This window comes from Microcystis sp. Msp_OC_L_20101000_S702 (assembly GCF_007095705.1).
GTDB classification, from domain to species: domain Bacteria; phylum Cyanobacteriota; class Cyanobacteriia; order Cyanobacteriales; family Microcystaceae; genus Microcystis; species Microcystis ichthyoblabe_A.
The window spans coordinates 25,330-47,464 of sequence record NZ_SFBO01000093.1; the positions used below are offsets into that span (position 1 = coordinate 25,330).

The following is a 22,135-nucleotide window of genomic DNA, read 5'->3' on the forward strand; positions in this document are numbered from 1 at the left end:
GCTTATTAGTTTAAGCTAATTAGAGACTAACCGGAATCAAGCCTCTGCTCATGCTGAAAACTTCGATCGCCCTAGGATTTTTTCTCACTCAATCTTTGTCCCTTAACCCGGAAGTGCAGGGGGTGGCTAATCATTTAATTGGGGTTATGGATACGACGCAACAAGCGCAGACTAACCCGCGCATTGCTAAGGTGCAAATGACCACCTGTGCCGTGGATTTTTCCCCCAAACAGGATAATATTTATCTTTATCAGGAACAGGCAATTATCGATCGCTTAAATCAACCCTATCGTCAAAGAATTTTAGTCATTCAACCTAGCGCTGATAATTCCACTGTGGAATCGAAAGCTTATAAGTTAAATAATGCCCCTAACTTTATTAATTTTTGTAACAAAGACTTGACAGAAAGAAAATTAAATGTATCAGATTTGGCTGAGTCGGTGTGTACTGTGTTTTTAAAACCGATAGCGGGGGGGTATCGGGGAGAAACTCCCCCCCAGGGTTGTCCCACTAATGCCAGAGGTGCGGTAAAAATAACTAATACAATTATTCTAAATTCCCAGGGCATGGATACCAGCGATCGAGGTTATGATAGCCTTGGCCGGCAGGTATGGGGAGCGCAGGATAATGTCTATCAATTTCGCTGGCAAAAACCCTAAAATCGGCTTTCTTGTTTCATTAATGCCACATCGGCAGCAAAATAGGTCAAAATCAAATCGGCCCCCGCTCGTTTCATACTGATTAAAGTTTCCAAAATCAGGCTTTTTTCGTCAATCCAGCCCTGTTTTGCCGCCGCTTTAATCATTGCGTATTCACCACTGACGTTGTAAGCGGCGACGGGAAGATGGCTACTATCGCGCAGACGACGGATAATATCGAGGTAGGCCAGAGCGGGCTTAACCATAATAATATCTGCCCCTTCTGTTATGTCTAAACTGGCTTCCCGTAACGCTTCCCGACTATTAGCCCCATCCATTTGATAGGTTTTCTTATCACCAAATTTTGGCGCTGATTCTAAGGCATCTCGGAAGGGACCATAATAAGCAGAGGCATATTTAGCCGTATAAGCGAGAATTCCCACATCTAAATAGCCAGCCGCATCTAAAGCTCGACGGATCGCCCCAACCCTACCATCCATCATATCGGAAGGAGCGACGAAATTAGCCCCGGCTGCCGCTTGCGAGAGCGACATTTTCACTAAAACTTCTAGGGTTTCATCGTTGAGAATTTTACCGTCCTCCACAATACCATCATGACCATAAATCGAAAAAGGATCGAGGGCCACATCGGTGATAATAATTATTTCAGGGACTTCTTTTTTGATCGCTTTCACTGCCCTTGGCACTAAACCATCGGGATTATAACTTTCTCTACCGAAATTATCTTTTTTATCTTCGGCAATCAGAGGGAAAAGAGCGATGGCATTAATGCCTAAATTATAAGCATTAACCACTTCTTTGAGCAATAAATCAAGGGAATAACGATAACAATCGGGCATAGAAGAAATAGCCACCTTTTGATTTTCTCCCTCCATGATAAAGAGGGGATAAATCAAGTCATTAACGGTTAATTCGGTTTCACGAACAAGACGGCGAATCGCTGGAGTATAACGAAGACGACGGGGACGAATCAGCATGATAACAGCGCGTCAAAAATAAAAAGTAAACAGTAAATAGCTGGTTTTGCTCTGGTTTTTTACCTAGGAAAAAACTGGGGATAGGACGATCAAATAATCCCAATCCCCCTGACTAATTAGTGAAAATCGGGACTATGACGAATCAAACTCATAAACTCTTGACGAGTCTTAGCAGAATCGGCAAAAATACCGCGCACGGCACTCGTAGAAGTCCAAGAACCGGGTTTTTCAACCCCGCGCATTACCATACACATATGAGTCGCTTCAATCACCACAGCTACCCCTTGAGGTTGTAGTAATCCTTGCAAAGCATCGGCAATTTGTGCGGTTAAACGTTCCTGTACTTGCAGTCGTCTGGCGTACATTTCACAGATGCGGGCAATTTTCGATAAACCGATCACTTTCCCGTTAGGAATATAGGCAACATGAGCGCGGCCGATAATTGGTAAAATATGGTGTTCACAGGAGCTAAAAATATCGATGTCTCGGATTAAAACCATCTCGTTAGCATCCTCGTGAAAAACTGCCCCATTCAGCAATTCATCCAGGGATTGCTGATAACCAGAAGTGAGAAATTTTAGGGCTTTTACTACTCGTTTAGGAGTGTCTCGTAAACCTTCGCGATCGGGATCTTCTCCTAATCCTAACAGCAGTGTTCGTACCGCTTGCATCATCTCGGCTTCTGATACCGGCGATTTAGGTTCGGTAATCACTTCGGGAAAGTGATTGTAGTCATCATTGTCAAAAATTGCTTTGGACTTAGCTAAGGTCATAGATATTTTTATGGACTCCAATAGTTAATTGATCGGCCGAGTTTTCTGATTTTACCAATGTTAATAAATACCCTTTGCTAGAGTATTTATTTTTCTGGGCATCTAGACGATAACTAATGAAAGCTATCGGGTTATTCCCTCGTCTTTGGGTTTATCTCCGGTGCGGAAATCTGGAAAAATTGATTTTCCTAGTCACCGAAAAAGTCTTGAGTATCTCCCTCGTTAATTGAGGGCAGAGTTCCACTACACAATTAGTTTATTTTGTCAAGTAGTTCATTTGTTTGGTATTTTAGCTTTCCTAGAATGATAATCGTTATCATTTTAACAAAAAATTTAGATTTACGAACAAAAACTTTGTCGTCAGATAAATATAGTCCTGTTAAGCTGTTTAAACTATTTTGAAGAGATAAGCATATTTTGCGATTTTATCGCTTATATTCAGCAATATTACTGATTTTTTGCTATTCTTCCTCCGAGTATCAATTCGCTGGAGAAGCAAGGCGATCGAGAAAGAGTATTCCTTCCAGATAATCCTATTCGTGTTGAAAGATAGTTAGTAAAAGTATAGTCAAATGATGAATCGGCAAAAAATGATGGCCAGTTCCGGTCTAATCCTCTCAAAACTTGTTGGGAAACTTTAGCGGGTAAAGCTTGATACTGTTCTGTCTTTTTCATCAGAGAGGCCATCTGATTATAGGTCTTGAAACTTTACAATACAACCCACATTCTGCACTTCAACTTGTAGTATAACTGGTAGCATATAAAATGAAAAACCAGTTAAGTATTTATACTTATAATCTTAGGGAAGAAAAAGTGGCTCTCTTATTCTTTGTTTGATCAGTTTAACTTAATATAGAAGCGATCAATCTTTGCGTCCTCTGTGTCTGGAGTGGTTCCTTCCACTCCCTCGCCAGCAGGAATGTATCTTAGAATACATTTTACCCACCAAACCCAAGGGAGCCAAAAAGTGAGAAACTAAAAAGGTTCTCAAAAAATATTCAAGTCAAGAAAAATTTCAAAGATAGAAGTAAAAAATCTAGATCACTTAGGAATAGTAGCGGGAATAATTGATGAAATAGGAATCGAAGAGATAATTAACTTAAAATTAGGAATAGATCAGCGAGAGAAAATAACATTTTGAGGGCTAATTGCCTACTCTCATCTTAACCAAATTCTTAAATCTTACTGAAATCGTCTAAAACTGACTGAAAGTGTTGGCTAATTTATCAGCAATTCCCTCGATCCAAATTTCGTCTTGTTTAGTGTAACTGCGCGGTGCATTTGCCGCCAAAATTAACACCCCTTCCTTACCGATGGGTTGACAGATTAAGCCTTGGGTGTTTTCTGGCAAATAGTCAAACTCGATTTTAGCGGGATATAAATTTAAATTAACTAAATAAACGGCTTTACCGGTTTCTAAAACTCTTTTGATAATATTACTAACTTTAACTTCAGAATTCTGGCTTAAGATACCGCGACGTAATAAAACTTTTCCCTGATAATAAACGATCAGAGATTTTGTCACGGTGTTGGTTAAAAGTAAATGGGAAGCCCAAGCAAGCTCAATTTTAACTGATTCTGGCAAATCTGGGGCAAATTCCAGACCTTCGCGCCCGATTAATTCCACCGCATCCGGTAAGCGGGGTTGAACTCTTTGCCAGATTAAACCCACCAAAATTAAAACCCCACTCAAAATCACTCCCATCACATCGGAACGCGCTTGCGATGGGGTTAAATCGGCAGTGGCAAAACGATTAAACATTAATACCGTACCCCCGACGATGCCGGCGAACAGGGGTAACAGTCTTAAAATACGATTGGGATCAGCTGGTGCCATAGCTGAGAACTATTCCTCGTCTAGTTCTAAAATCCGCTGGAAAAGATAGCCTGTACCTCTAGCGGTGAGAATTAACTCAGGATTGCTGGGATCATCTTCTAATTTGGCTCGTAAACGGGAAATATGCACATCCACTACCCGCGTATCCACATGACGTTCGGGGGTATAACCCCAAACTTCCTGAAGGATTTCCGAGCGGGAAAAAGCTTCTCCCGAGCGACTGACCAATAATTCTAGTAAACTAAATTCCATACCGGTCAGACGGATGCGTTCATCCCCCTTATAAACTTGGCGTTTATTGGTATCGATTTTAATGGAACCGATATGAATCACACCGGAACTGGGAATCCCCGGAGCGCCATTTTTCTCTACCCGACGCAACACCGAACGAATCCGCGCCTCGAGTTCTTTGGGAGAAAAAGGTTTAACCACATAGTCATCCGCGCCCAATTCTAGCCCAGTAATTCGATCGGCCACATCGCCCAAAGCGGTTAACATAATGATAGGAATATCCGATTCTTTGCGGAGTTCCTGACAGACACCGTAACCGTCTAATTTCGGCATCATCACATCCAAAACCACTAAATCGGGTTCGGCGGTGCGGAAGGTTTCTAAAGCTTCCTCTCCGTCGGCGGCGGTGACGACTTCATAACCAATCATCGACAAACGAGTCTCTAAGATACGACGGATGCTGGCTTCATCATCAACAACGAGAATTTTTTCCTTCTGGTTCTCCAACTGAATTAACACTCCTTAGTTAAATAGTGTGATGAATTTTAAAGTTAAATAACGAGCGTTCCTGTTTATAGAATATCCTTTGGCCGTTATCATTAAGCCTAAATTTCCTATTTTATTTCTTTTATGGCAATTATCAATAACTTTAGGGTCTTCCTTCCCCTTTATCATACTTAACTAAATTTGACAAGAGAATTGATCCTCAAACCGCTTTTCTTCAACTTTTCTTAAAAAACATGGCGAAATCGCGAACAATATATATCTGTAGCGCTTGTGGGGCGGAATCTCCCCAATGGTTGGGAAAATGCCCCAGTTGTGACACCTACGGGACGCTAGAAGAACAAGTGATGGCTGGTGGCAATAATCCGGCGGGAAATCGCCCAGGATGGCAAAATAGTCGCCCAAATAACGGCAAAGGGCAACGCAACCCGCAACCGCGCATCTCGGTGCGCTTCTCGGAAATTACCCAGTATGAACAGGAACGTTTTCCCTCTGGTTACGGGGAATTCGATCGCGTTCTCGGTGGTGGCATCGTCCCGGGTTCTCTTGTACTAATCGGCGGCGATCCGGGTATCGGCAAATCAACGCTTTTACTGCAAGTTACCAACCAACTCGCCCAAAGATTACCGCGCATCCTCTACGTTTCCGCCGAAGAATCGGGACAACAGATTAAACTGCGGGCTGCCCGTTTGGGGGTGGGAGTGGTTCCCGTGGAGTCGGAAAATAACGGCAATGGCAAGGAGAAAAAAGCCTCTGAATCAACCGCAGAACTCGATAATCATCTCTACGTTCTGCCAGAAACAGATTTAGAGGAAATTTTGCGGGAATTAGAATCTCTACGCCCACAGGTGGCGGTAATTGACAGTATTCAAACTCTTTATTTTGGGGCGTTAACTTCCGCACCGGGATCCGTCGCCCAAGTTCGCGAATGTACCTCTGCCTTGATGCAGGTGGCAAAACGGGAGAATATTACTTTATTAATTGTCGGTCATGTGACTAAAGAAGGGGCGATCGCTGGTCCGCGAGTTTTGGAACATTTGGTCGATACGGTGTTATATTTTGAAGGCGATCGCTATGCCTCCCATCGTCTCTTAAGATCTGTGAAAAACCGTTTTGGGGCAACCCATGAGATTGGTATTTTCGAGATGGTGGATCACGGTTTGGTGGAAGTGGAAAACCCCTCAGAATTGTTTTTAGGCAATCGCGATGAATTTTCCCCGGGTACGGCGACGGTGGTAGCCTGTGAAGGTACACGCCCGATTGTGGTGGAGTTACAGGCATTAGTTAGCCCTACCAGCTACGCTTCCCCGCGCCGATCAACCACGGGGATAGAATACAACCGATTACAGCAAATTCTCGCCGTTTTAGAAAAGCGCGTCGGTATTCCTTTATCGAAATTAGATGCCTATGTTGCCTCCGCAGGAGGGTTGGGAGTGGAAGAACCGGCGGCGGATCTGGGAGTTGCGATCGCTGTTGTCGCCAGTTTTCGCGATCGAGTCGTGGATCCGCGCACAGTCTTAATCGGGGAAGTGGGATTAGGCGGACAAGTGCGCCTAGTGTCGCAAATGGAACTAAGATTAAAAGAAGCGGCTAAATTGGGCTTTAAACGGGCGATTGTCCCCAGAGGTCAAGTTTATCCCGAAGATGTGGGCTTAGAAATTGTTCCAGTCGGCAAGGTAATCGAGGCAATTGTCGCCGCAATCCCCCCCCAGCAGCGCTTTGGGGAAGATATAGAAGAGGAGGAAGGGGAAGGGCAAGAATAACGGTACAATGCTAAAAAAGATTAAATTACTTGGGAGATTTTCACCATGTCTGTGTTAGCTGTTGCCGCTTTAGCGGGTTATCTGATCGTTTTTACCGGAATTGCCCTCGGTCTCTTTTTCGGTCTGCGCGCCGCTAAAATTATCTAGTATATAAACAGTAAAAAAGCAATAGTGATCGGTTTAACTGATCACTATTGCCAATTCTAGGGGAAATAAAAAATGACTGTTATTCTAGACTTAAAAACTCTCTACGAAATTGATGATTCTCTTTGGTTAGAAGAAACTATCGAACTGCTCAAGGCTAAAAATTTTGACGCTTTAGACTTAGATAATTTAATCGAGGAGTTAGAAGACTTGGGAAACGAAAAAAAGTTTCGTGTTGCCAGTTTATTAGAGCAAATTATCAGACATTGTTTATTATTACAGTTTTGGATAAGCGAAAGAGAATATAATCAGGCTCATTGGAAAGCAGAGATAGTGAGTTTTAAAGATCAACTAAAACGTTATTTAACCACAAATCTTCGTAAATATCTAGAACAGGAATTTGAGCAAATTTACTTTGAGTCCGTGCGATACGTTCGTCAAAAAACCGATAATAAAGTCAACTTTCCTGATACTTGTCCCTACAGTTTAGAAGAACTTCTCGATCCTAATTGGCTACCATCTGACAATCAAGGAGATAAAAAATGACTGTTATTCCCGACTTAAAAACTCTCTACGAGATTGATGATTCTCTTTGGTTAGAAGAAACTATAGAACTGCTCAAGGCTAAAAATTTTGAGGCTTTAGATTTAGAGAATTTAATCGAGGAGTTAGAAGACTTGGGAAACGAAAAAAAGTTTCGTGTTGCCAGTTTATTAGAGCAAATTATTCGTCATGCTTTGTTACTGCAATTTTGGACAGAGAAAAGAGCATATAATCAGGATCACTGGGAGTTAGAAATAGTCAACTTTCAAATTCAGCTAAAAAGAGGCTTAACCACCAATCTCCGTAATTATTTACAAAATGAATTAACTAACATTTATGAAGATGCAGTTTTCTTTGTCAGAAAAAAGACTAAAAATCAAGTCAACTTTCCCGATACTTGTCCCTACAGTTTAGAAGAACTTCTCAATCCCAATTGGCTACCACCTTACGAATAAAGGAAATGATAATGACTGTTATTCCCGACTTAAAAACTCTCTACGAAGTTGATGATTCTCTCTGGTTAGAAGAAACTATCGAACTCTTAAAAGCGAAGAGATTTGACGCTTTAGATTTAGAGAATTTAATCGAGGAGTTAGAAGATTTGGGAAACGAAAAAAAGTTTCGTGTTGCTAGTTTTTTACAGCAAATTATTCGTCATGCTTTGTTACTGCAATTTTGGACAAGGGAAAGAGAATATAATCAAAGTCATTGGGAATCAGAACTGGTAAATTTTCAAGATCAATTAAATACCTACCTAACGGCAAGTTTACGGAAATATTTAGAACAAGAATTTGATAATATTTATCAGAAGGCAACCCGTTATGTGAGAAAAAAGACAAAAAATCAAGTTATTTTTCCCGATACTTGTCCCTACAGTTTAGAAGAACTTCTCGATCCCAATTGGCTACCACCATACGAATAAAGGAGATGATAATGACTGTTATTCCCGACTTAAAAACTCTCTACGAAATTGATGATTCTCTCTGGTTAGAAGAAACCATCGAACTCTTAAAAGCGAAGAGATTTGACGCTTTAGATTTAGAGAATTTAATCGAGGAGTTAGAAGATTTGGGAAACGAAAAAAAGTTTCGTGTTGCTAGTTTATTAGAGCAAATTATTAGACATTTTTTACTGCTACAATTTTGGATAAGGGAAAGAGAATATAATCGTTCTCATTGGCGTTCAGAAATCGTCAATTTCAAAAACCAGATCGACACTTATTTAACTACTAATCTCCGCAATTATCTCACTCAAGAATTACCTCGTATTTACCAGAAAGCTTTAAATTATGTTAGAGAAAAAACCGATAATCAAGTTAGTTTTCCTGGGGAATGTCCCTACAGTTTAGAAAATCTTCTTGATCTCGATTGGTTCCCCCCAGAAAATGAATAAAGGAAAAAATGAAATGCTGAAAAAGTTTCTACGTTGGCTGATTATTGGGGGAACCTTATTTTTTGTTCTCAGTAACCTTAAAAATAACTGGGATAACGTCACCTCAGTTAGAATTGAAAATCATGGCTGGTTATTTCTTTTCTTGGCACTTGTAACCACTGTTATCGCTCAAATTTGGGCAGGATGGGTGTGGACATGGATACTCAAAAGCTATCAACAACCGATTAAAACCTCCACAGGAATTGGCATCTATATGATTACCAATTTAGGAAAATATCTACCTGGTAATATCGGTCACTTTTATGCTCGCATCGTGGCCATTAATAAAGCAGGAAGTGATTGGGGAATCGCCAGTTTAAGCGTTTTATTAGAACTTTTATTGCTGGTGTGTGCAGCCTTAGCCATAGCAGTTATTGGTAGTGGTTTAGGTTGGATGAAATCTAGCTCAAGTCTAGGGATACAGATATTAGTTTTAGGATTAATTTTAATCAGCATTCATCCCAAATTTTTAAATTATCCTCTCAAAATCCTTAGCCAAAAGAAAAAGATTGCTCAAGAAACTGTTTATCTAACTAAATATCCTCTCGTCCCTCTCTTGGGTGAAACTGGATTTTTATTGTGGCGCGGTGCGGGTTTTATTTTAGCTTGGATGGTGTTAAAAATGATTACCCCCGCTCAGATTTTACCCCTCTTAGGAACCTTTAGTTTTGCTTGGTTATTGGGTTTAGTTGTCCCCGGAGCGCCGGGGGGATTAGGAGTGTTTGAAGCTACAGCGATTGCACTTTTTGACACAGAAAAATTTCCCGCCGCTAACGTACTTGTCACCGTTGCTATCTATCGTTTAATTAGCATTCTCTCCGAAGTCATTGCCGCCGGAATCGGGACAAAATTAGTTAAAGATAAAGCCAAGTTTTTTGGTTAGCTTAAGGATATTATTCGGGTGTGTTAGCCCAGTATAATGCACCCGGAAGAAAAGTTTTGATCATTGTTAAGCGAAGATAATTTTCTCAACTCCTAACATCTATCTCCTCACTCCTAAATTCTGATGTAACATAGGATCAATAATCAGCAAAAACATGGATACTCCCACCTAGAGAGGCCGAAAAAATGACGATTGCCAAAAGCGACGAAACTGCCACCTCTCCGGCACTGATAGAAGAAGATTTCGAGGACTTCTGGGAACCCCCCCCACCCCCCACAGACTTAATTTTTGATGATGGTGAACCTTTGGAAAGCAACCGACACCGCATTGCCATGAATGTCTTGATTCGCTCCCTACAGCAGGGTTACGGCGAACGAGACGACTTCTACACTGGTGGCAATATGTTTATTTATTTCAGCCGCGAACAGGCGAAAAATCGCGATTTTCGCGGGCCAGATTTCTTCGCCGTCCTCAATGTCGATGGTACGAGAGAGCGACAGGGTTGGGTAATTTGGGAAGAAGAGGGACGTTATCCTGACGTTATCGTGGAATTAACCTCTCCTAGTACCGCTAAGACTGATAAAGTGCGAAAAAAGGCAATTTATGAGGGAACCTTCCGCACGCCAGATTATTTCATCTACGATCCTTTTGATGCCAATTCTTTACAAGGATGGCATTTAGGGGCCGACCAACGCTACCATTCTTTAGAACGAAACGAGCGCGGCTGGTTATGGTGCGAAACTTTAGGCTATTGGTTGGGAACTTGGGAAGGCACTATTGACCGAGAAACGGCAATCTGGGCAAGATTTTATGACTCGGAAGGCAATTTAATCCCCTTGCCAGAAGAAGCAGCCCAGGAGCAAGCGGCTGCATCACAGGAGCAGGCGGCTGCAGCACAGGAGCAAGCGGCTGCAGCACAAGAGCAATTAAATGCTACTCAGCAAGCTCTGGAAGCGGAAAGACAGCGTTCTCAACGGCTGGCAGCTCGTTTGCAGGAAATGGGGATAGAGCTATAGTATAGCTGTATTTGTTTAGGTGAGGAGGTAAACTGCTCCTGTTCCTCCTCGCTCAAAGTCGGTTAATTTCTCCTTTCACGGTTGAGGGAGCCTGTAATCCCAGTCTATTTGAAATCTAGCTCGACACCTGTTTGCTGCTTTGATTAGCTTTTGACCAGTGAGTAATTATTGATCAGAGTTTTCTTGGATTCTTTCTTAAACAGTAAACAGTGAACAGTAAACAGTAAACTGTGAACTGAAAACTCAAATTTGATAACTGATAACTGATAACTGATAACCGTCTCAACTAGGAAATTTATTTGGCACAACTACTTATATGTCTAATCTATCTTTGGGCGCACAACCTCCTCTAGAATTTATACCCCCTGACCTTAATCCCTTGCTTTTAAAGGGATGTCAAATCTTTTTACCTCTCTGGTTACAAACTCAAACCAACTTAAGGGAAATTTCGGCCGCTAATCTAGAAACTTTAATCACATTTTATCAAAAAAGTCAAGAGAAAAAAGTCCGTTTACTGCTTGCCTTTCGTCATCCCAGTATTAACGATCCCTACTGTATGGCCTATCTTTTGTGGAAATTAGTACCCAAAAAAGCCCAAGAGTTAGGAATAAAATTAAACAATCCAATTCACGCTTATTTTATGTACGATCGAGGGATTCCTTTATGGGCGGGAGAAAGGGTAGGATGGTTATATTCTAAGTTAGGTGGCACACCAATTCAACGGGGAAAAGCTGATTTAATCGGATTGCGTTCGGCTCGTCGTTTATTATTAGAAGGAGATTATCCTTTAGCCGCCGCTCCGGAAGGGGCAACTAACGGACATAATGAGCTTGTGAGTGCGATTGAACCGGGTATTTCTCAATTGGCTTTTTGGGGGGTGGATGATGTCAGAAAAGCTAAACAACAGCAAGAAGTAATTATTTTACCTATTGGTATTCAGTATTTTTATCTGACTCCAGTGTGGCAAGAAATCGAGCGAATTTTAACTAATTTAGAAACCGATAGCGGTTTAGAAACAATCCCAAATTTATCCCTAGAAGAAAAGGTTTTATACGAGCGTCTTTTTCGTTTAGGAGAAAGATTATTATCCTTAATGGAGGATTTTTATCGAGATTTCTACTATCAATCTTTGCCTGTAGTGCCTGCCAATGGTGATGATCCAAATGAAACCCTAGCCAAACGTTTAGCCAATTTATTAGATGTGGCCTTACAAACTGTAGAAAAGTATTTTAATCTTTCTCCTAATGGTAATGTAATTGATCGCTGTCGTCGTTTAGAACAAGCAGGATGGGAACGCATTTATCGGGAAGAATTAAAACCCACTCATTCTATTTCTCCCCTTGAATTAGGATTAGCTGATCGCCTGGCCGATGAAGCTAATTTAAAAATGTGGCACATGAGAATTGTCGAAAGTTTCGTCTCAGTAACTGGTTATTATGTCAAAGAAAAACCCACCGTAGAAAGATTTGCTGAGACAATTTTATTACTCTGGGATTTAGTGACAAGAATTAAAGGAGGTAATCCCTTTTTCCGTCCCCAAATTGGTCAACAAAAAGCGATAATAACTATCGGTAAACCTATTTCCGTATCCGAGCGCTATGCCGATTATAAAAGCGAGCGACGCTCGGCCGTAGCACAATTAACCCAAGATTTACAAACCAGTTTAGAAAGTTTAATTATTCATCAGTAGATAATTAATATCAAAATGTTTTAATTTTTTATCCTATCTATGAGTAAATCTAAAACTTTGCATATCAAAGAATCTATCTCTCTTTTAAAAGTCTATCTGCTAGAGGCAGAAAAAACTCAGCCGATACAAGCATTGATTGACTTTAAAACATCTCAGTCTGATAATATTAGACAGTTTGCTCAATTTTCAGATTATAGCTATAGCACATTATACAAATGGTTTAGGCGTTATCGTCAGCAAGGAATTAGAGAATTTATCAAAATTAATCCTCTAGAATCAACCATTGGAGAAACATTAATTAATCGAGACGGTGAAGTTATTTTTTACCAAGAAATATTCAATGATAAACAAAGTGAATATTTGCTAAATATTTTGCAAAATGAGATAGCTTGGCGACAGGATTATATAAAAATGATGGGGCAAACCTTACCTCTACCTCGATTAACTGCTTGGTATGGCGATTCAGATAAATCCTATACTTATTCAGGAATTAATATGAATCCTCTTGCTTGGACAGATACCTTATTATATATTAAAGAGAGAGCGGAAACTCTAGCAGGTACGAAATTTAATAGCGTGCTTCTGAATTTTTATCGAGATGGTCGAGATAGCGTCGCTTGGCATAGTGATGATGAACCAGAATTAGGCAAAAATCCAGTTATTGCATCGGTTAGTTTTGGCAGCACAAGAAAATTTTCACTTAAACATAAACAGGAGGAAGATATTATCAATCTTGAGCTAACATCAGGTAGTTTGCTAATCATGCGCGGAGCAACTCAACACCACTGGTTACATCAATTACCCAAAACTAATCACAATATTTCTGCGAGAATTAATCTTACTTTTAGGAATATTATCTAACCATGAACGAACTTAACAATTTATACCACTTAATTATCGAAAATTTAATTGATCTGAATAGATTACAGGGAAAAAGTCTTAGTATTAAATCTTACTTACAATCTTTGCAACCTGATGTTAAACGACTAAGAAGTAGTTTTCATACTAATCATGTAAGTGTAGATTATTCTAATTATAACACTCAGGCTGCTTACTTACTGGCTTACTATCCTCATTATGTAGAAATGACTTATAGAGTTTTGGAAAGCTTGCAAGAAAAAGACCCCAGCTTGATGCAGCTAGTTTTTGATAAAAAACATCTCAAAGTTTGTTTATTTTGCGCGGGTGCTGCACCTGAAGCTCTTGGTTTATTAAGTTTTTTACGACAATTTTACCCAGAAGTAAAATCGATAGTTATCTATTCCTACGACCTATATTCTGATACTTGGCGAATCAGTCAAGACATCACTAAAAATATAATCAACAATTGCTTTAAAGACTATCATTTTGCTCTCCTCAGTCATCATTTAGATATAAATCAAATTGATCCTTTTTTTTCAATAGTTAGTAATATAAAAGACAGCAGTATTTTCATGTTTCAAAACTGTTTAAATGAATTTGGAAAAAATGATAAAGATTTAAAAACAATACTTGAAAACATGAAATTCTTATCAGAAAATATGCCTAGCCATAGCTTTATGTTTATAAACGATTTGAGATTATACACTCAAGTTAACAGAATTATAGATAGTATTATTAGTATAATTAATGATTTAAATAAAACGAACTTTGATGATTACAATGAACAAGCATTTTTGATCAATAAGAGTATGGAAGAAACTTTCAAATCATCAATCGCCATTTCTGATAATGTAACGAAATATTTATTAACGGGTGCGAACAACTTAATTCCCAGAAAAATAATTAATTATAATTATCTTAGCGTTTACAAAATTTTCAGGAAAGAAAGCAAGCTATTTGAACAAAGTATTGATAATAAATATATCGATTTATTAGAACAAGTTAACCGACTACAAACTAAGTTTAATAGTTTTGATGTTAAGCTAGAACAGTTATTAGCTGTTGAAAGTAATTATTTAAAAATTTCTGAGATTGTAGAATCCTATGATCAAAAATTAGAGGAATTTCAGACAACCTTGCAAAAGCAAAAAGATACAATACAAGCTGATTTAGAAACTTTTAAATCTCATCTGCAAAATCTTGAGACTAAGAACTCGAAACAAAAAATTAAGTTAGAGGAAATTGAGCGCAGACTGAATCGTTTTCAGGAAGAACGAAAAAACTTAACACGCCAACTAGAGAGAAATCGCAAAGCCGTTATATTCGCCATCTTAATTGGCTTGCTAGGGGTTATTTTAGGAGTTATTGCTCTATTTCGATGAAAATAATAGACAACAATTAGGGTTTGCTGAAAAAGTTTGTTGTTGGAGTCAGTTATCAGTTATCAGTTATCAGTTATCAGTCATCAGTTATCAGTTATCAGTTCACTGAGAAAACACCCCACACCCCACACCCCACACCCCACACCAGGAAAAACTTTTTCAGCAGACCCTAGTATAGGAGATAGTACGGGAATCTGGAAAAACTCAATACCGAAAACCCTACCCCGGTCAGACAATCTTTTATCTATCCTAAAAGTGTAGAGATAAACCAACATCTCTAGCGTTAAGAAAACTTCGGAGGTGACTTATATGGCACTTATACGCTGGGAACCTTTCAGAGAAGTAGAAAGCCTACAGAAAGAAATGAATCGCTTGTTGGACCGTATCGTGCCGACTGATGTAGGCAATGGCGAAAAAGTGGGGTTATCCTTCATCCCGGCGGCGGAAATGACCGAAACGCCAGAGGCAGTTCAGCTTAAACTGGAAATACCCGGTATGGAAGCCAAAGACCTCAACGTGGAAGTAACAGCCGATAGTCTGACCATTAATGGTGAAAGAAAATCGGAAATTAAAACCGAAGAAGAAGGATTTACCCGCACTGAATTCCGTTATGGTAAATTCCATCGGGTTATTCCTCTACCGGTTCAGGTTGATAACACTAACGTGGCTGCTGAATACAAAGATGGTATTCTCAATCTCACCCTCCCGAAAGCGGAAGAAGAAAAAAATAAAGTGGTGAAAGTGTCCATCAGTCCTGCCATTGCTCAATGATGTAGCACTCATTGTCCGGTCTTAAGCGAAAGAGTTAACTTAGTCTGATTAAACCGAAGCGGGAGTATTAAATCATACTTCCGCTTTTAGCTTCTTAACCCTTTAACTTAAAACTTCTAACACTGCTTGGGGTGATAATTTATCTTTAAACCAGATAACCTGAGCGGGTAGATTTTGAAATTTAACTCCGGCTTTTTCTAGATTTAACCGTTCCGATACGGCTAAAATTAGATTATTTGCTTGGGCCGATTTAACCTGTAAAAATTTCTTTTGTAGGTATTCTGGTCGCCAATAACCAACAATTTCGAGGAGAAAAACGCGACCATCGGGATGCACTAAACGGAAATCGGGAATCATCACTCCTCCGGGTAAAGGCACTAAATCTACTTCCCTTTCTAACTGCCATTCAGTTTTTAACTGTAACCAACGTTTAGCGAAAGATTCCTCTAACATACTATCGTAGGGTTTACCCGGGGAATAGTGGGACACCAGACCACAGTTATCCTCTAAATTGAACTGTTGTTTTTTAATAGTTCCTGTATAGGAATCTTTATACTGTAATTGTGCCTTCAAATTCCAGTGAGTAACATGGAGTAAGGCAGGAATTAATTTAGCGATTTCAATGCCATAACGACTATTAGCTTTAAATAAACTGGTGGGACCATCGATAGTAATAGTAAATCCCGTGTCGGCATCCCCTTCGATATAAGTCATTAAACGAAATAGTTTTAGATAGCGAAAGAGATATTTATATTCCCCCGGATCATTGCGGTGGACGTTGATGATTAAATAACTGGCCCGATAAAAAATACCTTGAATTTGCGAGAGGTTAAAACGATGAATTAAGTTTTCGGGAGTGGGAGCATCAAATTGAGTGAGAATTTTATTCTCCGCTAAATCAGCATAGAGTCCTTTTTCTAGAGCTACTGGAAAAATTTCTTGATTTAATTCTTGGCTGAGTTGCTGGGCAATTTTCTCCAGAATTAGCGATCGATTTTGGGGAATAGGAACAAAGTTGGCCGCTTGTTCAAAAACTCTTTTTCTTAATTCCTGTGGTTCTAAGGGACTAATAATCTCAAAGTTGGCAAAATGATTGGTTAATAGGTGAGCAAATCCCCGTTTAATTTTATAATCGGGACTGTCTCCCTCCAAGATTAGGAGTTTTTGGCTTAATTCTCCCTTAGTTTCACCGATACTTTCCTGAAAACAGCTGATTTGTTCTTTGGCGATCGCCAGATAATCGGCAGCGATCGGTAAGCGTTTGGGAATAATTGTCTCGCCATTTTGACGGGAAATCAATAAATCGGTCGGTAACATGGCAAGCTAGAGGAGAATAATCAGATGGGGAAAGGTGGGACGACAAGGAAAGGTCTAAACCCCAAAAATCCCCCACTTCTAACTATTTTGGTCGAGATAACGCTCTAAATCTTCGATCACACGGGTTAATTCTGCTTCTGTGGTTAAGCGTAGGCGATCATCGCGAACCGTTAGCAAAACTTTAGCCGAAAAAGGATTCGGATAAATATTGGGATTACAAAACACTTCCAGAAACACATCACCAGTGTGCTGATATTCCAGCGGTTTTTGGGGTTGGGGTTTACCCCCACTAGCAGCATTACTGGCGATCGCTTTCAGTCGATCGAGTAAAATGTTAATTTCCCTTTGCAAATCCAGAGCAGCACTGGGACTGAAACGAAAAGTAACGGAACCTTGCAAGAGATTAAGAGTTAAAGGAATCATCGAAGAAATCAGGTTAAGAGAAAGCCTGAAGTTAATTATATTAATTTGGGGAAATTTGGGGAAATTGGGTTTTGGGGGATGGTTCAGCCAACAGTAATCAGTCAGGTTCTTCGTTACTAGGTCCGGTTCGATCGGGTGATCGCTAAATCATCCCTTATAACCCCGTCCATTGCATAAGCAGGAACCGAAAGGCCATCAGTGAACTGAAAACTCACCACTGATAACTGATAACTGATAACTGAAGTTACCGACGCGGAACGAGATTAATCCGGCCTTCGTCCATTTCATCCATGAGTAACTCGAGGGCCTCGTAATCCACATCAGAAACGTAGCCAAGACGACCGAGGAGTTCACTAATTCCGTTCTCGATTTCTGGGGTGATTTGACGATAATATAGGGCTTTTTCCACTAATTGGCGGATAGTCGGCTGGGTATCCACAAATTCCTTACTCTAGCTCAATAAATCTAGTTTCTGTATCCTGCTTTACTTTATTTTAACAAAAATACCGGTATAATAGTGGGTTATCATCAGTTATTCGGGATTAGAGCTTAAACCTAACGACTTTCCCCTAGTGTTCACCCTAATAAGCCTTGATGACTGTTTCTCTTTACTGCCCAGATTATGAGGTTAACCTAAAACCAGTTCCTCCCTACAGGGGTCAAGATTAAGAAAAGATTAATCTTTTCAAGAGAGAGGAAATTTATCAAGACCGGGGTTGCAAAATCAGAAAGTTAGGACATAATAGCGGTATCTGATTTCTAGTTAAAAGGTTCATTTATGAATTTCAAAGCCCAGCCATGAAAAGTCCCGTAAAAGTCCCAGAAATTGCTCTATTTGAGCCAAGTGGCTATATTACCGCCGCTAACGTCCTAGAATTTCAAGAGCAGCTCACCAATCTGGTTAACCGGAGTCGCTCTGTCACTTTTCTTGTGGATATGAGTAGGGTGGAATTCCTCGACAGCGCTGGATTAATGGCTTTAGTTACCGTCTTTCGTCTGGCTCAAAGTCAAGAAAAATCCCTCAATATCTGTTCTATTCCACCTTCAGTCAAGATTATCTTTGAATTAACCCAACTGGACCGGGTTCTCTCGATTTTCCCTAGCCGTGCTGACTTTGATGCTGTTATCACCCTCCCCCAAGCGGCGTAAGCCGACAAAATAGGGTTTCTCGCCGTAATTTCTCGGCTGCACTCTCAATTCTACCGATAAATCACCTCTTGACCGGATAGATTCCCATTTATATAACCCACTCCTCATGACAACAATTTTTCTCAAGGAGAGCCATTATACTGCTGAGATGGCTCTCCTCCTGTTTGGATATTATCTCTAGGGACAAACTACTCTACACTTGTTCGGAGCAGCTCACAAAAGACTGTCTGTTAAGAAATTCCATGACTTTAGTGATGACAGGGGGGAAGGGGGGCAAGATGGTAGATAGGTAATGAGTAGTAATTTCCTAGAATCCATGACAGTCAACAATCTCCAGTATGCTTATTTTCCCGGTTGTGTCGCCCAAGGTGCCTGTCGGGAACTATATCTATCCACGGCAGCCCTGACGGAAGCTTTGGGGATTAATTTAGTCGAACTCAAAAAAGCTGCCTGTTGTGGTTCGGGAACCTATAAGGAAGATTCGCAACTCTTGGAAGATGCCGTCAATGCGCGCAATATTGCCCTAGCAGAAGCCCTCAATTTACCCCTGTTGACTCACTGTAGCACCTGTCAAGGGGTGATCGGTCATGTGGATGAGCGCTTGAAGGAAGCAAAGCATAATAATCCCAATTATGTTGAGGAAGTTAATAATTATTTACAGAAAGAACATTGTTCCCCCTACCAAGGTACGACGACGGTTAAACACCTACTCTGGGCAATTGTGGGCGATTATGGCTTAGATAATCTGGCGGCCAAGGTGATTCGTCCCTTATCAGGCTTAAATTGTGCCGGTTTTTATGGTTGTTATCTCCTGCGGGCCCAGGATACTCTCCCCTACGATAATCCTTTTCAGCCGGAATCCCTAGAAAATGTCTTTCGAGCGGTGGGAGCAAATCCGATTTATTATCAAGGACGCACTCAATGCTGTGGTTGGCCCCTGTCCAGTTATGCCACCACCCAATCGTTCCAAATGGCAGGAAAACACATTTTAGAGGCCATGGCAGCGGGGGCCGATTGTTTAGTCACCCCTTGTCCTTTATGCCATCTTAATCTTGATTCCCGACAACCGGAAGTGGCAAAAGTGATCGGTCGAAGTTTAGGTTTACCTGTACTACATTTTTCCCAATTAGTCGCTTTAGCGGTGGGAGTCAGTCCCGATCGTTTAGGATTAGATCGACACATCGTTTCCACTAAATCCCTCTTAAAGAAATTGGGGTTTTAGAACTCAATCAGGAGTGTTAGCAATGGATTGGTTAAAAAGAATTTTTGGCTTAGATAAACCGGCAGATGCCGCTAGTGCGATCACAGGTAAAGCCGCTGCTGCGGGTATTCCCCCCGAAAGAGTCGGATTAGACGGAAAATACGACGAAAGCGGACTAGCTAAACGAGTAGTTTTAGCTTTTGACGAGACACCGGATTTAGCTGATGAAGACAAATTGTGGGTCGCTCAAACTGGTGGTAAAGTTGTACTAAAAGGCAAAGTTTCCCATCAGGCGACTTTAAATAAAATGGTAGCAATTGCCAGTAAAGTCCATGGGGCAACCAGCGTCGATACCAGTCAAGTAACTATTGGGTGAAGTCGAACGGCTGTATTCCCCCTGAAAATTAACCACTGAGTAGGTGGATTAGCATTGTTTTTTGTTCCTGAGTTGTTGTTAGGTCATTGCCGGCTGATTAATCATGGTTAAATGTTAATCGGCTTTTCCTTTTAGGGAGACAAAACCGGGCCTATGGGAATTACTATTGTTACTATTTTGCGGGGTATGAAAACGATTTCTCAGTTCGGGGGGAGTGGGTAAACCCTGTTTCATTTCCGCCACTTTTAAGAGGATCAAATACTCATAAAAAGCTTGCAGAGTACACCAAGCAAAACCAGCTTTACCATCGAGAATTCCCGCTAGGATAAAATACATATAAAACCAACGAAGCAAGGGACGAAAAGGCAATCGTAGGGATAAATCTTTTAAAGCTCTCCGTCTATCTACTTCGGTTTCACCAAAAAATAAATTTTTCCAACTAACACCCCCGTTAGCCAACTGATGTAGGGTTTCTGCTGCTTCATCGGTAGAATAACGATTGTGTTTTTCAATCCAACGACTTAAACCCTTACTACAGGTATAGTGGGGATAGGTTTCTTCTAAAAAAGAGGTTTTTCCTCGACATTCTTCCCTTTCCGTGTGACCATAATCGCTAAACCAGACTTGATCTTTTCTAAATAGACGCATTTGATAACGGGGATACTGGGTGCTGCGACGAATCCAAGTTCCCATAAACATAACTCTTTCGGCCACATAAAAACCAGTAAATTCTGTCTGTTGCGTGGCACTCAGACATTCTGCATACAGTTGGGGTGTCATCCTTTCATCTGCTTCGAGAATATAAACCCAATCGTATTTAGTCTCGATATTTCCTAACATCCAAGTTCTTTGTTTACCATGACTTTCAAATTGATGCTGAATCACGCGCACTGGATAACGAGAAGCAATCTCTACTGTTTGATCGCTACTGTAGGAGTCAACCACAATCACATCATCGGATAGAAGTGCCGATTCTACACAGGCGGCAATATCAATTTCTTCGTTATAGGTGAGAATGTAAATGGAAAACATGGATATAATATGGTGTTTGATTATACGCAAACCGATCGGGCAGTAGTCCTATTTTGTACCAGAAAAAGCGGAACAAAAACCCATGTTATGCCAGAAACTTTCTCAAAACTACTAGACTGAGCCTATTTTACCCTTGATCGCCATTTTGTCAATATTCCTTAAGTATTACTTGAAAAATTCTTTACCTGAGCTGACAGCGACCGGCGATGAGCTATTCCCCGCCATGAGATAATAGACGGTGCTTTATCTCTCCAGTAATTTTCGATGACTGCTGTTTCCGAGTGTTTTCGTTCTCTCCGTTCCCAGGGGAATTGTGCCTTGATTCCCTTTATTACTGCCGGTGATCCCGATTTATCTACTACTGCCCAAGCTTTACGCATTTTAGACCGGGCAGGGGCTGATCTGATCGAGTTGGGGGTTCCCTATTCCGATCCTCTTGCGGATGGTCCGGTTATTCAAGCGGCAGCCACCCGCGCTTTAAATCGGGGTGTCAAGTTGGAAGATGTGCTAGAAATCGTCAAAAATGCCCAGGGAGAGGTGAAAGCTCCGATTATTCTGTTTACTTACTATAATCCCATCTATCATCGCGGGATAGATGTCTTTTTAGACCAAATTAAAGCAGCCGGGGTGAGTGGTTTGGTGGTTCCCGATTTACCCCTAGAGGAAGCGGAAAGTCTGCTGCAACCGGCTGCCGCTAAGGGAATTGAAGTGATTTTATTGGTAGCGCCTACCAGTCCCCCGGAACGAATACAAGCGATCGCCCGGCAATCCCAAGGTTTTATTTATCTGGTTAGTGTCACGGGAGTGACGGGAATGCGGAAGCAAGTGGCCACCAGAGTGGAGGAATTGCTCGATTCTATCCGTTCTGTCACCGATAAACCCGTCGGGGTAGGATTTGGCATTTCTGACGCGACACAGGCGCTACAGGTGAAAAACTGGGGTGCTGATGCGGTAATTGTCGGCAGTGCCATGGTTAAACGTTTGGCCGATAATTCCCCCGGCGATGGTCTAAAATCCCTCGAAGAACTTTGCCGTAGTTTAAAACAGGCGATTCGTTGACATCCTCACCGCCGTAAACGGACGGTGATTCCCAAACCTCACGATTTAGGTTTCTGCTTCTTTCCCGAAGGATTTTTCGCACCTGCCTTAACAGATTTACTCTGTTCTGGTCT

General features: G+C 40.9%; 25 protein-coding genes and 1 pseudogene. 18 read left to right on the forward strand and 8 right to left on the reverse strand.

Annotated elements, in window-relative coordinates; all coding sequences use genetic code 11:
- The first annotated feature begins 50 nt into the window (after positions 1-50).
- A complete protein-coding gene (locus EWV60_RS10280; protein WP_287232188.1) occupies positions 51-659 on the forward strand; it encodes a chromophore lyase CpcT/CpeT in 609 nt (202 codons plus the stop codon).
- Here EWV60_RS10280 and hemB read toward each other — a convergent pair.
- Positions 656-1,636 (reverse strand): porphobilinogen synthase, encoded by a 981-nt coding sequence (hemB, locus tag EWV60_RS10285; protein ID WP_125732642.1) that lies wholly within the window; start codon positions 1,634-1,636, stop codon positions 656-658. The genes EWV60_RS10280 and hemB overlap by 4 nt on opposite strands.
- Positions 1,637-1,752: 116 nt before the next feature.
- The gene (gene folE, locus EWV60_RS10290) at positions 1,753-2,409 is read right to left on the reverse strand and encodes a GTP cyclohydrolase I FolE (RefSeq protein ID WP_002752393.1); all 657 of its coding nucleotides are present in this window, start codon (positions 2,407-2,409) and stop codon (positions 1,753-1,755) included.
- A 1,012-nt stretch (positions 2,410-3,421) separates the two neighbouring features.
- On the opposite strand from folE, the pseudogene EWV60_RS10295 reads away from it, so the two are divergent.
- A pseudogene (locus tag EWV60_RS10295) lies at positions 3,422-3,544 on the forward strand (DUF4277 domain-containing protein); the annotation flags it as partial.
- A gap of 60 nt (positions 3,545-3,604) precedes the next feature.
- Here EWV60_RS10295 and EWV60_RS10300 read toward each other — a convergent pair.
- Positions 3,605-4,246: a cofactor assembly of complex C subunit B gene (locus tag EWV60_RS10300; RefSeq protein ID WP_002731649.1), complete on the reverse strand. Its 642-nt coding sequence runs from the start codon at positions 4,244-4,246 to the stop codon at positions 3,605-3,607.
- 9 nt (positions 4,247-4,255) lie between these two features.
- Complete coding sequence (gene rpaB / locus EWV60_RS10305; RefSeq protein WP_002734727.1) at positions 4,256-4,984, reverse strand: response regulator transcription factor RpaB; 729 nt, start codon at positions 4,982-4,984, stop codon at positions 4,256-4,258.
- A gap of 233 nt (positions 4,985-5,217) precedes the next feature.
- On the opposite strand from rpaB, the gene radA reads away from it, so the two are divergent.
- From radA to EWV60_RS10365, 12 genes are all read left to right on the forward strand, one after another.
- Positions 5,218-6,744: a DNA repair protein RadA gene (radA, locus tag EWV60_RS10310; protein WP_002742386.1), complete on the forward strand. Its 1,527-nt coding sequence runs from the start codon at positions 5,218-5,220 to the stop codon at positions 6,742-6,744.
- 45 nt (positions 6,745-6,789) lie between these two features.
- Positions 6,790-6,891 (forward strand): cytochrome b6-f complex subunit PetL, encoded by a 102-nt coding sequence (petL, locus tag EWV60_RS10315; protein WP_002791324.1) that lies wholly within the window; start codon positions 6,790-6,792, stop codon positions 6,889-6,891.
- Between the two features lie 72 nt (positions 6,892-6,963).
- Positions 6,964-7,434 carry a DUF29 domain-containing protein gene (locus EWV60_RS10320; RefSeq protein ID WP_287232191.1) on the forward strand — a complete coding sequence of 157 codons (471 nt, stop codon included), beginning with the start codon at positions 6,964-6,966 and terminating at the stop codon, positions 7,432-7,434.
- Entirely contained in the window at positions 7,431-7,886 is a 456-nt protein-coding gene (locus EWV60_RS10325; RefSeq protein ID WP_287232193.1) for a DUF29 domain-containing protein, read from the forward strand. The genes EWV60_RS10320 and EWV60_RS10325 overlap by 4 nt, the downstream gene beginning before the upstream one ends.
- An 11-nt stretch (positions 7,887-7,897) precedes the next feature.
- The gene (locus EWV60_RS10330; RefSeq protein ID WP_287232195.1) at positions 7,898-8,353 is read left to right on the forward strand and encodes a DUF29 domain-containing protein; all 456 of its coding nucleotides are present in this window, start codon (positions 7,898-7,900) and stop codon (positions 8,351-8,353) included.
- Positions 8,354-8,364: 11 nt separating this feature from the next.
- A complete protein-coding gene (locus tag EWV60_RS10335; protein WP_271939393.1) occupies positions 8,365-8,823 on the forward strand; it encodes a DUF29 domain-containing protein in 459 nt (152 codons plus the stop codon).
- The gene (locus EWV60_RS10340) at positions 8,816-9,745 is read left to right on the forward strand and encodes a lysylphosphatidylglycerol synthase transmembrane domain-containing protein (protein ID WP_149107573.1); all 930 of its coding nucleotides are present in this window, start codon (positions 8,816-8,818) and stop codon (positions 9,743-9,745) included. The genes EWV60_RS10335 and EWV60_RS10340 overlap by 8 nt, the downstream gene beginning before the upstream one ends.
- A gap of 185 nt (positions 9,746-9,930) precedes the next feature.
- A complete protein-coding gene (locus tag EWV60_RS10345) occupies positions 9,931-10,761 on the forward strand; it encodes a Uma2 family endonuclease (RefSeq protein WP_287232200.1) in 831 nt (276 codons plus the stop codon).
- A 316-nt stretch (positions 10,762-11,077) separates the two neighbouring features.
- Positions 11,078-12,451 carry a 1-acyl-sn-glycerol-3-phosphate acyltransferase gene (locus EWV60_RS10350; RefSeq protein ID WP_002731961.1) on the forward strand — a complete coding sequence of 458 codons (1,374 nt, stop codon included), beginning with the start codon at positions 11,078-11,080 and terminating at the stop codon, positions 12,449-12,451.
- Between the two features lie 39 nt (positions 12,452-12,490).
- On the forward strand, positions 12,491-13,312 hold the full coding sequence (locus EWV60_RS10355) for an alpha-ketoglutarate-dependent dioxygenase AlkB (RefSeq protein ID WP_149107570.1): 822 nt from the start codon (positions 12,491-12,493) through the stop codon (positions 13,310-13,312).
- A 2-nt stretch (positions 13,313-13,314) separates the two neighbouring features.
- Positions 13,315-14,694, forward strand: coding sequence for an AAA family ATPase (locus EWV60_RS10360; protein WP_287232203.1), 1,380 nt, complete (start codon positions 13,315-13,317; stop codon positions 14,692-14,694).
- 309 nt (positions 14,695-15,003) lie between these two features.
- Positions 15,004-15,465: an Hsp20/alpha crystallin family protein gene (locus EWV60_RS10365; RefSeq protein ID WP_002733604.1), complete on the forward strand. Its 462-nt coding sequence runs from the start codon at positions 15,004-15,006 to the stop codon at positions 15,463-15,465.
- A 102-nt stretch (positions 15,466-15,567) separates the two neighbouring features.
- Here the strand turns inward: EWV60_RS10365 and EWV60_RS10370 are convergent, their stop codons facing one another.
- The 3 genes from EWV60_RS10370 to EWV60_RS10380 form a co-directional block, all read right to left on the reverse strand.
- The gene (locus EWV60_RS10370; RefSeq protein WP_287232206.1) at positions 15,568-16,782 is read right to left on the reverse strand and encodes a DUF790 family protein; all 1,215 of its coding nucleotides are present in this window, start codon (positions 16,780-16,782) and stop codon (positions 15,568-15,570) included.
- 78 nt (positions 16,783-16,860) lie between these two features.
- Positions 16,861-17,205, reverse strand: coding sequence for a hypothetical protein (locus EWV60_RS10375; RefSeq protein WP_004160645.1), 345 nt, complete (start codon positions 17,203-17,205; stop codon positions 16,861-16,863).
- A 244-nt stretch (positions 17,206-17,449) separates the two neighbouring features.
- Complete coding sequence (locus tag EWV60_RS10380) at positions 17,450-17,644, reverse strand: hypothetical protein (protein ID WP_002734413.1); 195 nt, start codon at positions 17,642-17,644, stop codon at positions 17,450-17,452.
- A gap of 359 nt (positions 17,645-18,003) precedes the next feature.
- On the opposite strand from EWV60_RS10380, the gene EWV60_RS10385 reads away from it, so the two are divergent.
- The 3 genes from EWV60_RS10385 to EWV60_RS10395 all read left to right on the forward strand — a co-directional run bounded on the left by EWV60_RS10385 (position 18,004) and on the right by EWV60_RS10395 (position 19,931).
- On the forward strand, positions 18,004-18,354 hold the full coding sequence (locus tag EWV60_RS10385; RefSeq protein ID WP_287232208.1) for an STAS domain-containing protein: 351 nt from the start codon (positions 18,004-18,006) through the stop codon (positions 18,352-18,354).
- A 292-nt stretch (positions 18,355-18,646) separates the two neighbouring features.
- A complete protein-coding gene (locus tag EWV60_RS10390) occupies positions 18,647-19,576 on the forward strand; it encodes a CoB--CoM heterodisulfide reductase iron-sulfur subunit B family protein (protein ID WP_002776286.1) in 930 nt (309 codons plus the stop codon).
- Between the two features lie 22 nt (positions 19,577-19,598).
- Complete coding sequence (locus EWV60_RS10395) at positions 19,599-19,931, forward strand: BON domain-containing protein (RefSeq protein ID WP_287232210.1); 333 nt, start codon at positions 19,599-19,601, stop codon at positions 19,929-19,931.
- A gap of 114 nt (positions 19,932-20,045) precedes the next feature.
- Here EWV60_RS10395 and EWV60_RS10400 read toward each other — a convergent pair whose 3' ends face one another.
- Positions 20,046-20,963 carry a glycosyltransferase family 2 protein gene (locus EWV60_RS10400; protein ID WP_002776288.1) on the reverse strand — a complete coding sequence of 306 codons (918 nt, stop codon included), beginning with the start codon at positions 20,961-20,963 and terminating at the stop codon, positions 20,046-20,048.
- A gap of 264 nt (positions 20,964-21,227) precedes the next feature.
- Between EWV60_RS10400 and trpA the strand changes: the two genes are divergently transcribed.
- Positions 21,228-22,022, forward strand: a complete 795-nt coding sequence (gene trpA / locus EWV60_RS10405) for a tryptophan synthase subunit alpha (protein ID WP_002732665.1) — start codon at positions 21,228-21,230, stop codon at positions 22,020-22,022.
- Positions 22,023-22,135 lie beyond the last annotated feature (113 nt).

What these genes read in the sequence shown, in the direction of transcription:
- EWV60_RS10325 (WP_287232193.1), top strand. Translation starts at nt 7,431, where the DNA reads ATGACTGTTATTCCCGACTTAAAAACTCTCTACGAGATTGATGATTCT.
- EWV60_RS10330 (WP_287232195.1), top strand. Translation starts at nt 7,898, where the DNA reads ATGACTGTTATTCCCGACTTAAAAACTCTCTACGAAGTTGATGATTCT.
- EWV60_RS10395 (WP_287232210.1), top strand. Translation starts at nt 19,599, where the DNA reads ATGGATTGGTTAAAAAGAATTTTTGGCTTAGATAAACCGGCAGATGCC.
- EWV60_RS10280 (WP_287232188.1), top strand. Translation starts at nt 51, where the DNA reads ATGCTGAAAACTTCGATCGCCCTAGGATTTTTTCTCACTCAATCTTTG.
- EWV60_RS10400 (WP_002776288.1), bottom strand. Translation starts at nt 20,963, where the DNA reads ATGTTTTCCATTTACATTCTCACCTATAACGAAGAAATTGATATTGCC.
- hemB (WP_125732642.1), bottom strand. Translation starts at nt 1,636, where the DNA reads ATGCTGATTCGTCCCCGTCGTCTTCGTTATACTCCAGCGATTCGCCGT.
- EWV60_RS10300 (WP_002731649.1), bottom strand. Translation starts at nt 4,246, where the DNA reads ATGGCACCAGCTGATCCCAATCGTATTTTAAGACTGTTACCCCTGTTC.
- EWV60_RS10360 (WP_287232203.1), top strand. Translation starts at nt 13,315, where the DNA reads ATGAACGAACTTAACAATTTATACCACTTAATTATCGAAAATTTAATT.
- folE (WP_002752393.1), bottom strand. Translation starts at nt 2,409, where the DNA reads ATGACCTTAGCTAAGTCCAAAGCAATTTTTGACAATGATGACTACAAT.
- EWV60_RS10345 (WP_287232200.1), top strand. Translation starts at nt 9,931, where the DNA reads ATGACGATTGCCAAAAGCGACGAAACTGCCACCTCTCCGGCACTGATA.
- trpA (WP_002732665.1), top strand. Translation starts at nt 21,228, where the DNA reads ATGACTGCTGTTTCCGAGTGTTTTCGTTCTCTCCGTTCCCAGGGGAAT.
- radA (WP_002742386.1), top strand. Translation starts at nt 5,218, where the DNA reads ATGGCGAAATCGCGAACAATATATATCTGTAGCGCTTGTGGGGCGGAA.
- EWV60_RS10340 (WP_149107573.1), top strand. Translation starts at nt 8,816, where the DNA reads ATGAATAAAGGAAAAAATGAAATGCTGAAAAAGTTTCTACGTTGGCTG.
- petL (WP_002791324.1), top strand. Translation starts at nt 6,790, where the DNA reads ATGTCTGTGTTAGCTGTTGCCGCTTTAGCGGGTTATCTGATCGTTTTT.
- EWV60_RS10350 (WP_002731961.1), top strand. Translation starts at nt 11,078, where the DNA reads ATGTCTAATCTATCTTTGGGCGCACAACCTCCTCTAGAATTTATACCC.
- EWV60_RS10320 (WP_287232191.1), top strand. Translation starts at nt 6,964, where the DNA reads ATGACTGTTATTCTAGACTTAAAAACTCTCTACGAAATTGATGATTCT.
- EWV60_RS10370 (WP_287232206.1), bottom strand. Translation starts at nt 16,782, where the DNA reads ATGTTACCGACCGATTTATTGATTTCCCGTCAAAATGGCGAGACAATT.
- EWV60_RS10365 (WP_002733604.1), top strand. Translation starts at nt 15,004, where the DNA reads ATGGCACTTATACGCTGGGAACCTTTCAGAGAAGTAGAAAGCCTACAG.
- EWV60_RS10385 (WP_287232208.1), top strand. Translation starts at nt 18,004, where the DNA reads ATGAAAAGTCCCGTAAAAGTCCCAGAAATTGCTCTATTTGAGCCAAGT.
- EWV60_RS10375 (WP_004160645.1), bottom strand. Translation starts at nt 17,205, where the DNA reads ATGATTCCTTTAACTCTTAATCTCTTGCAAGGTTCCGTTACTTTTCGT.
- EWV60_RS10390 (WP_002776286.1), top strand. Translation starts at nt 18,647, where the DNA reads ATGAGTAGTAATTTCCTAGAATCCATGACAGTCAACAATCTCCAGTAT.
- EWV60_RS10355 (WP_149107570.1), top strand. Translation starts at nt 12,491, where the DNA reads ATGAGTAAATCTAAAACTTTGCATATCAAAGAATCTATCTCTCTTTTA.
- EWV60_RS10335 (WP_271939393.1), top strand. Translation starts at nt 8,365, where the DNA reads ATGACTGTTATTCCCGACTTAAAAACTCTCTACGAAATTGATGATTCT.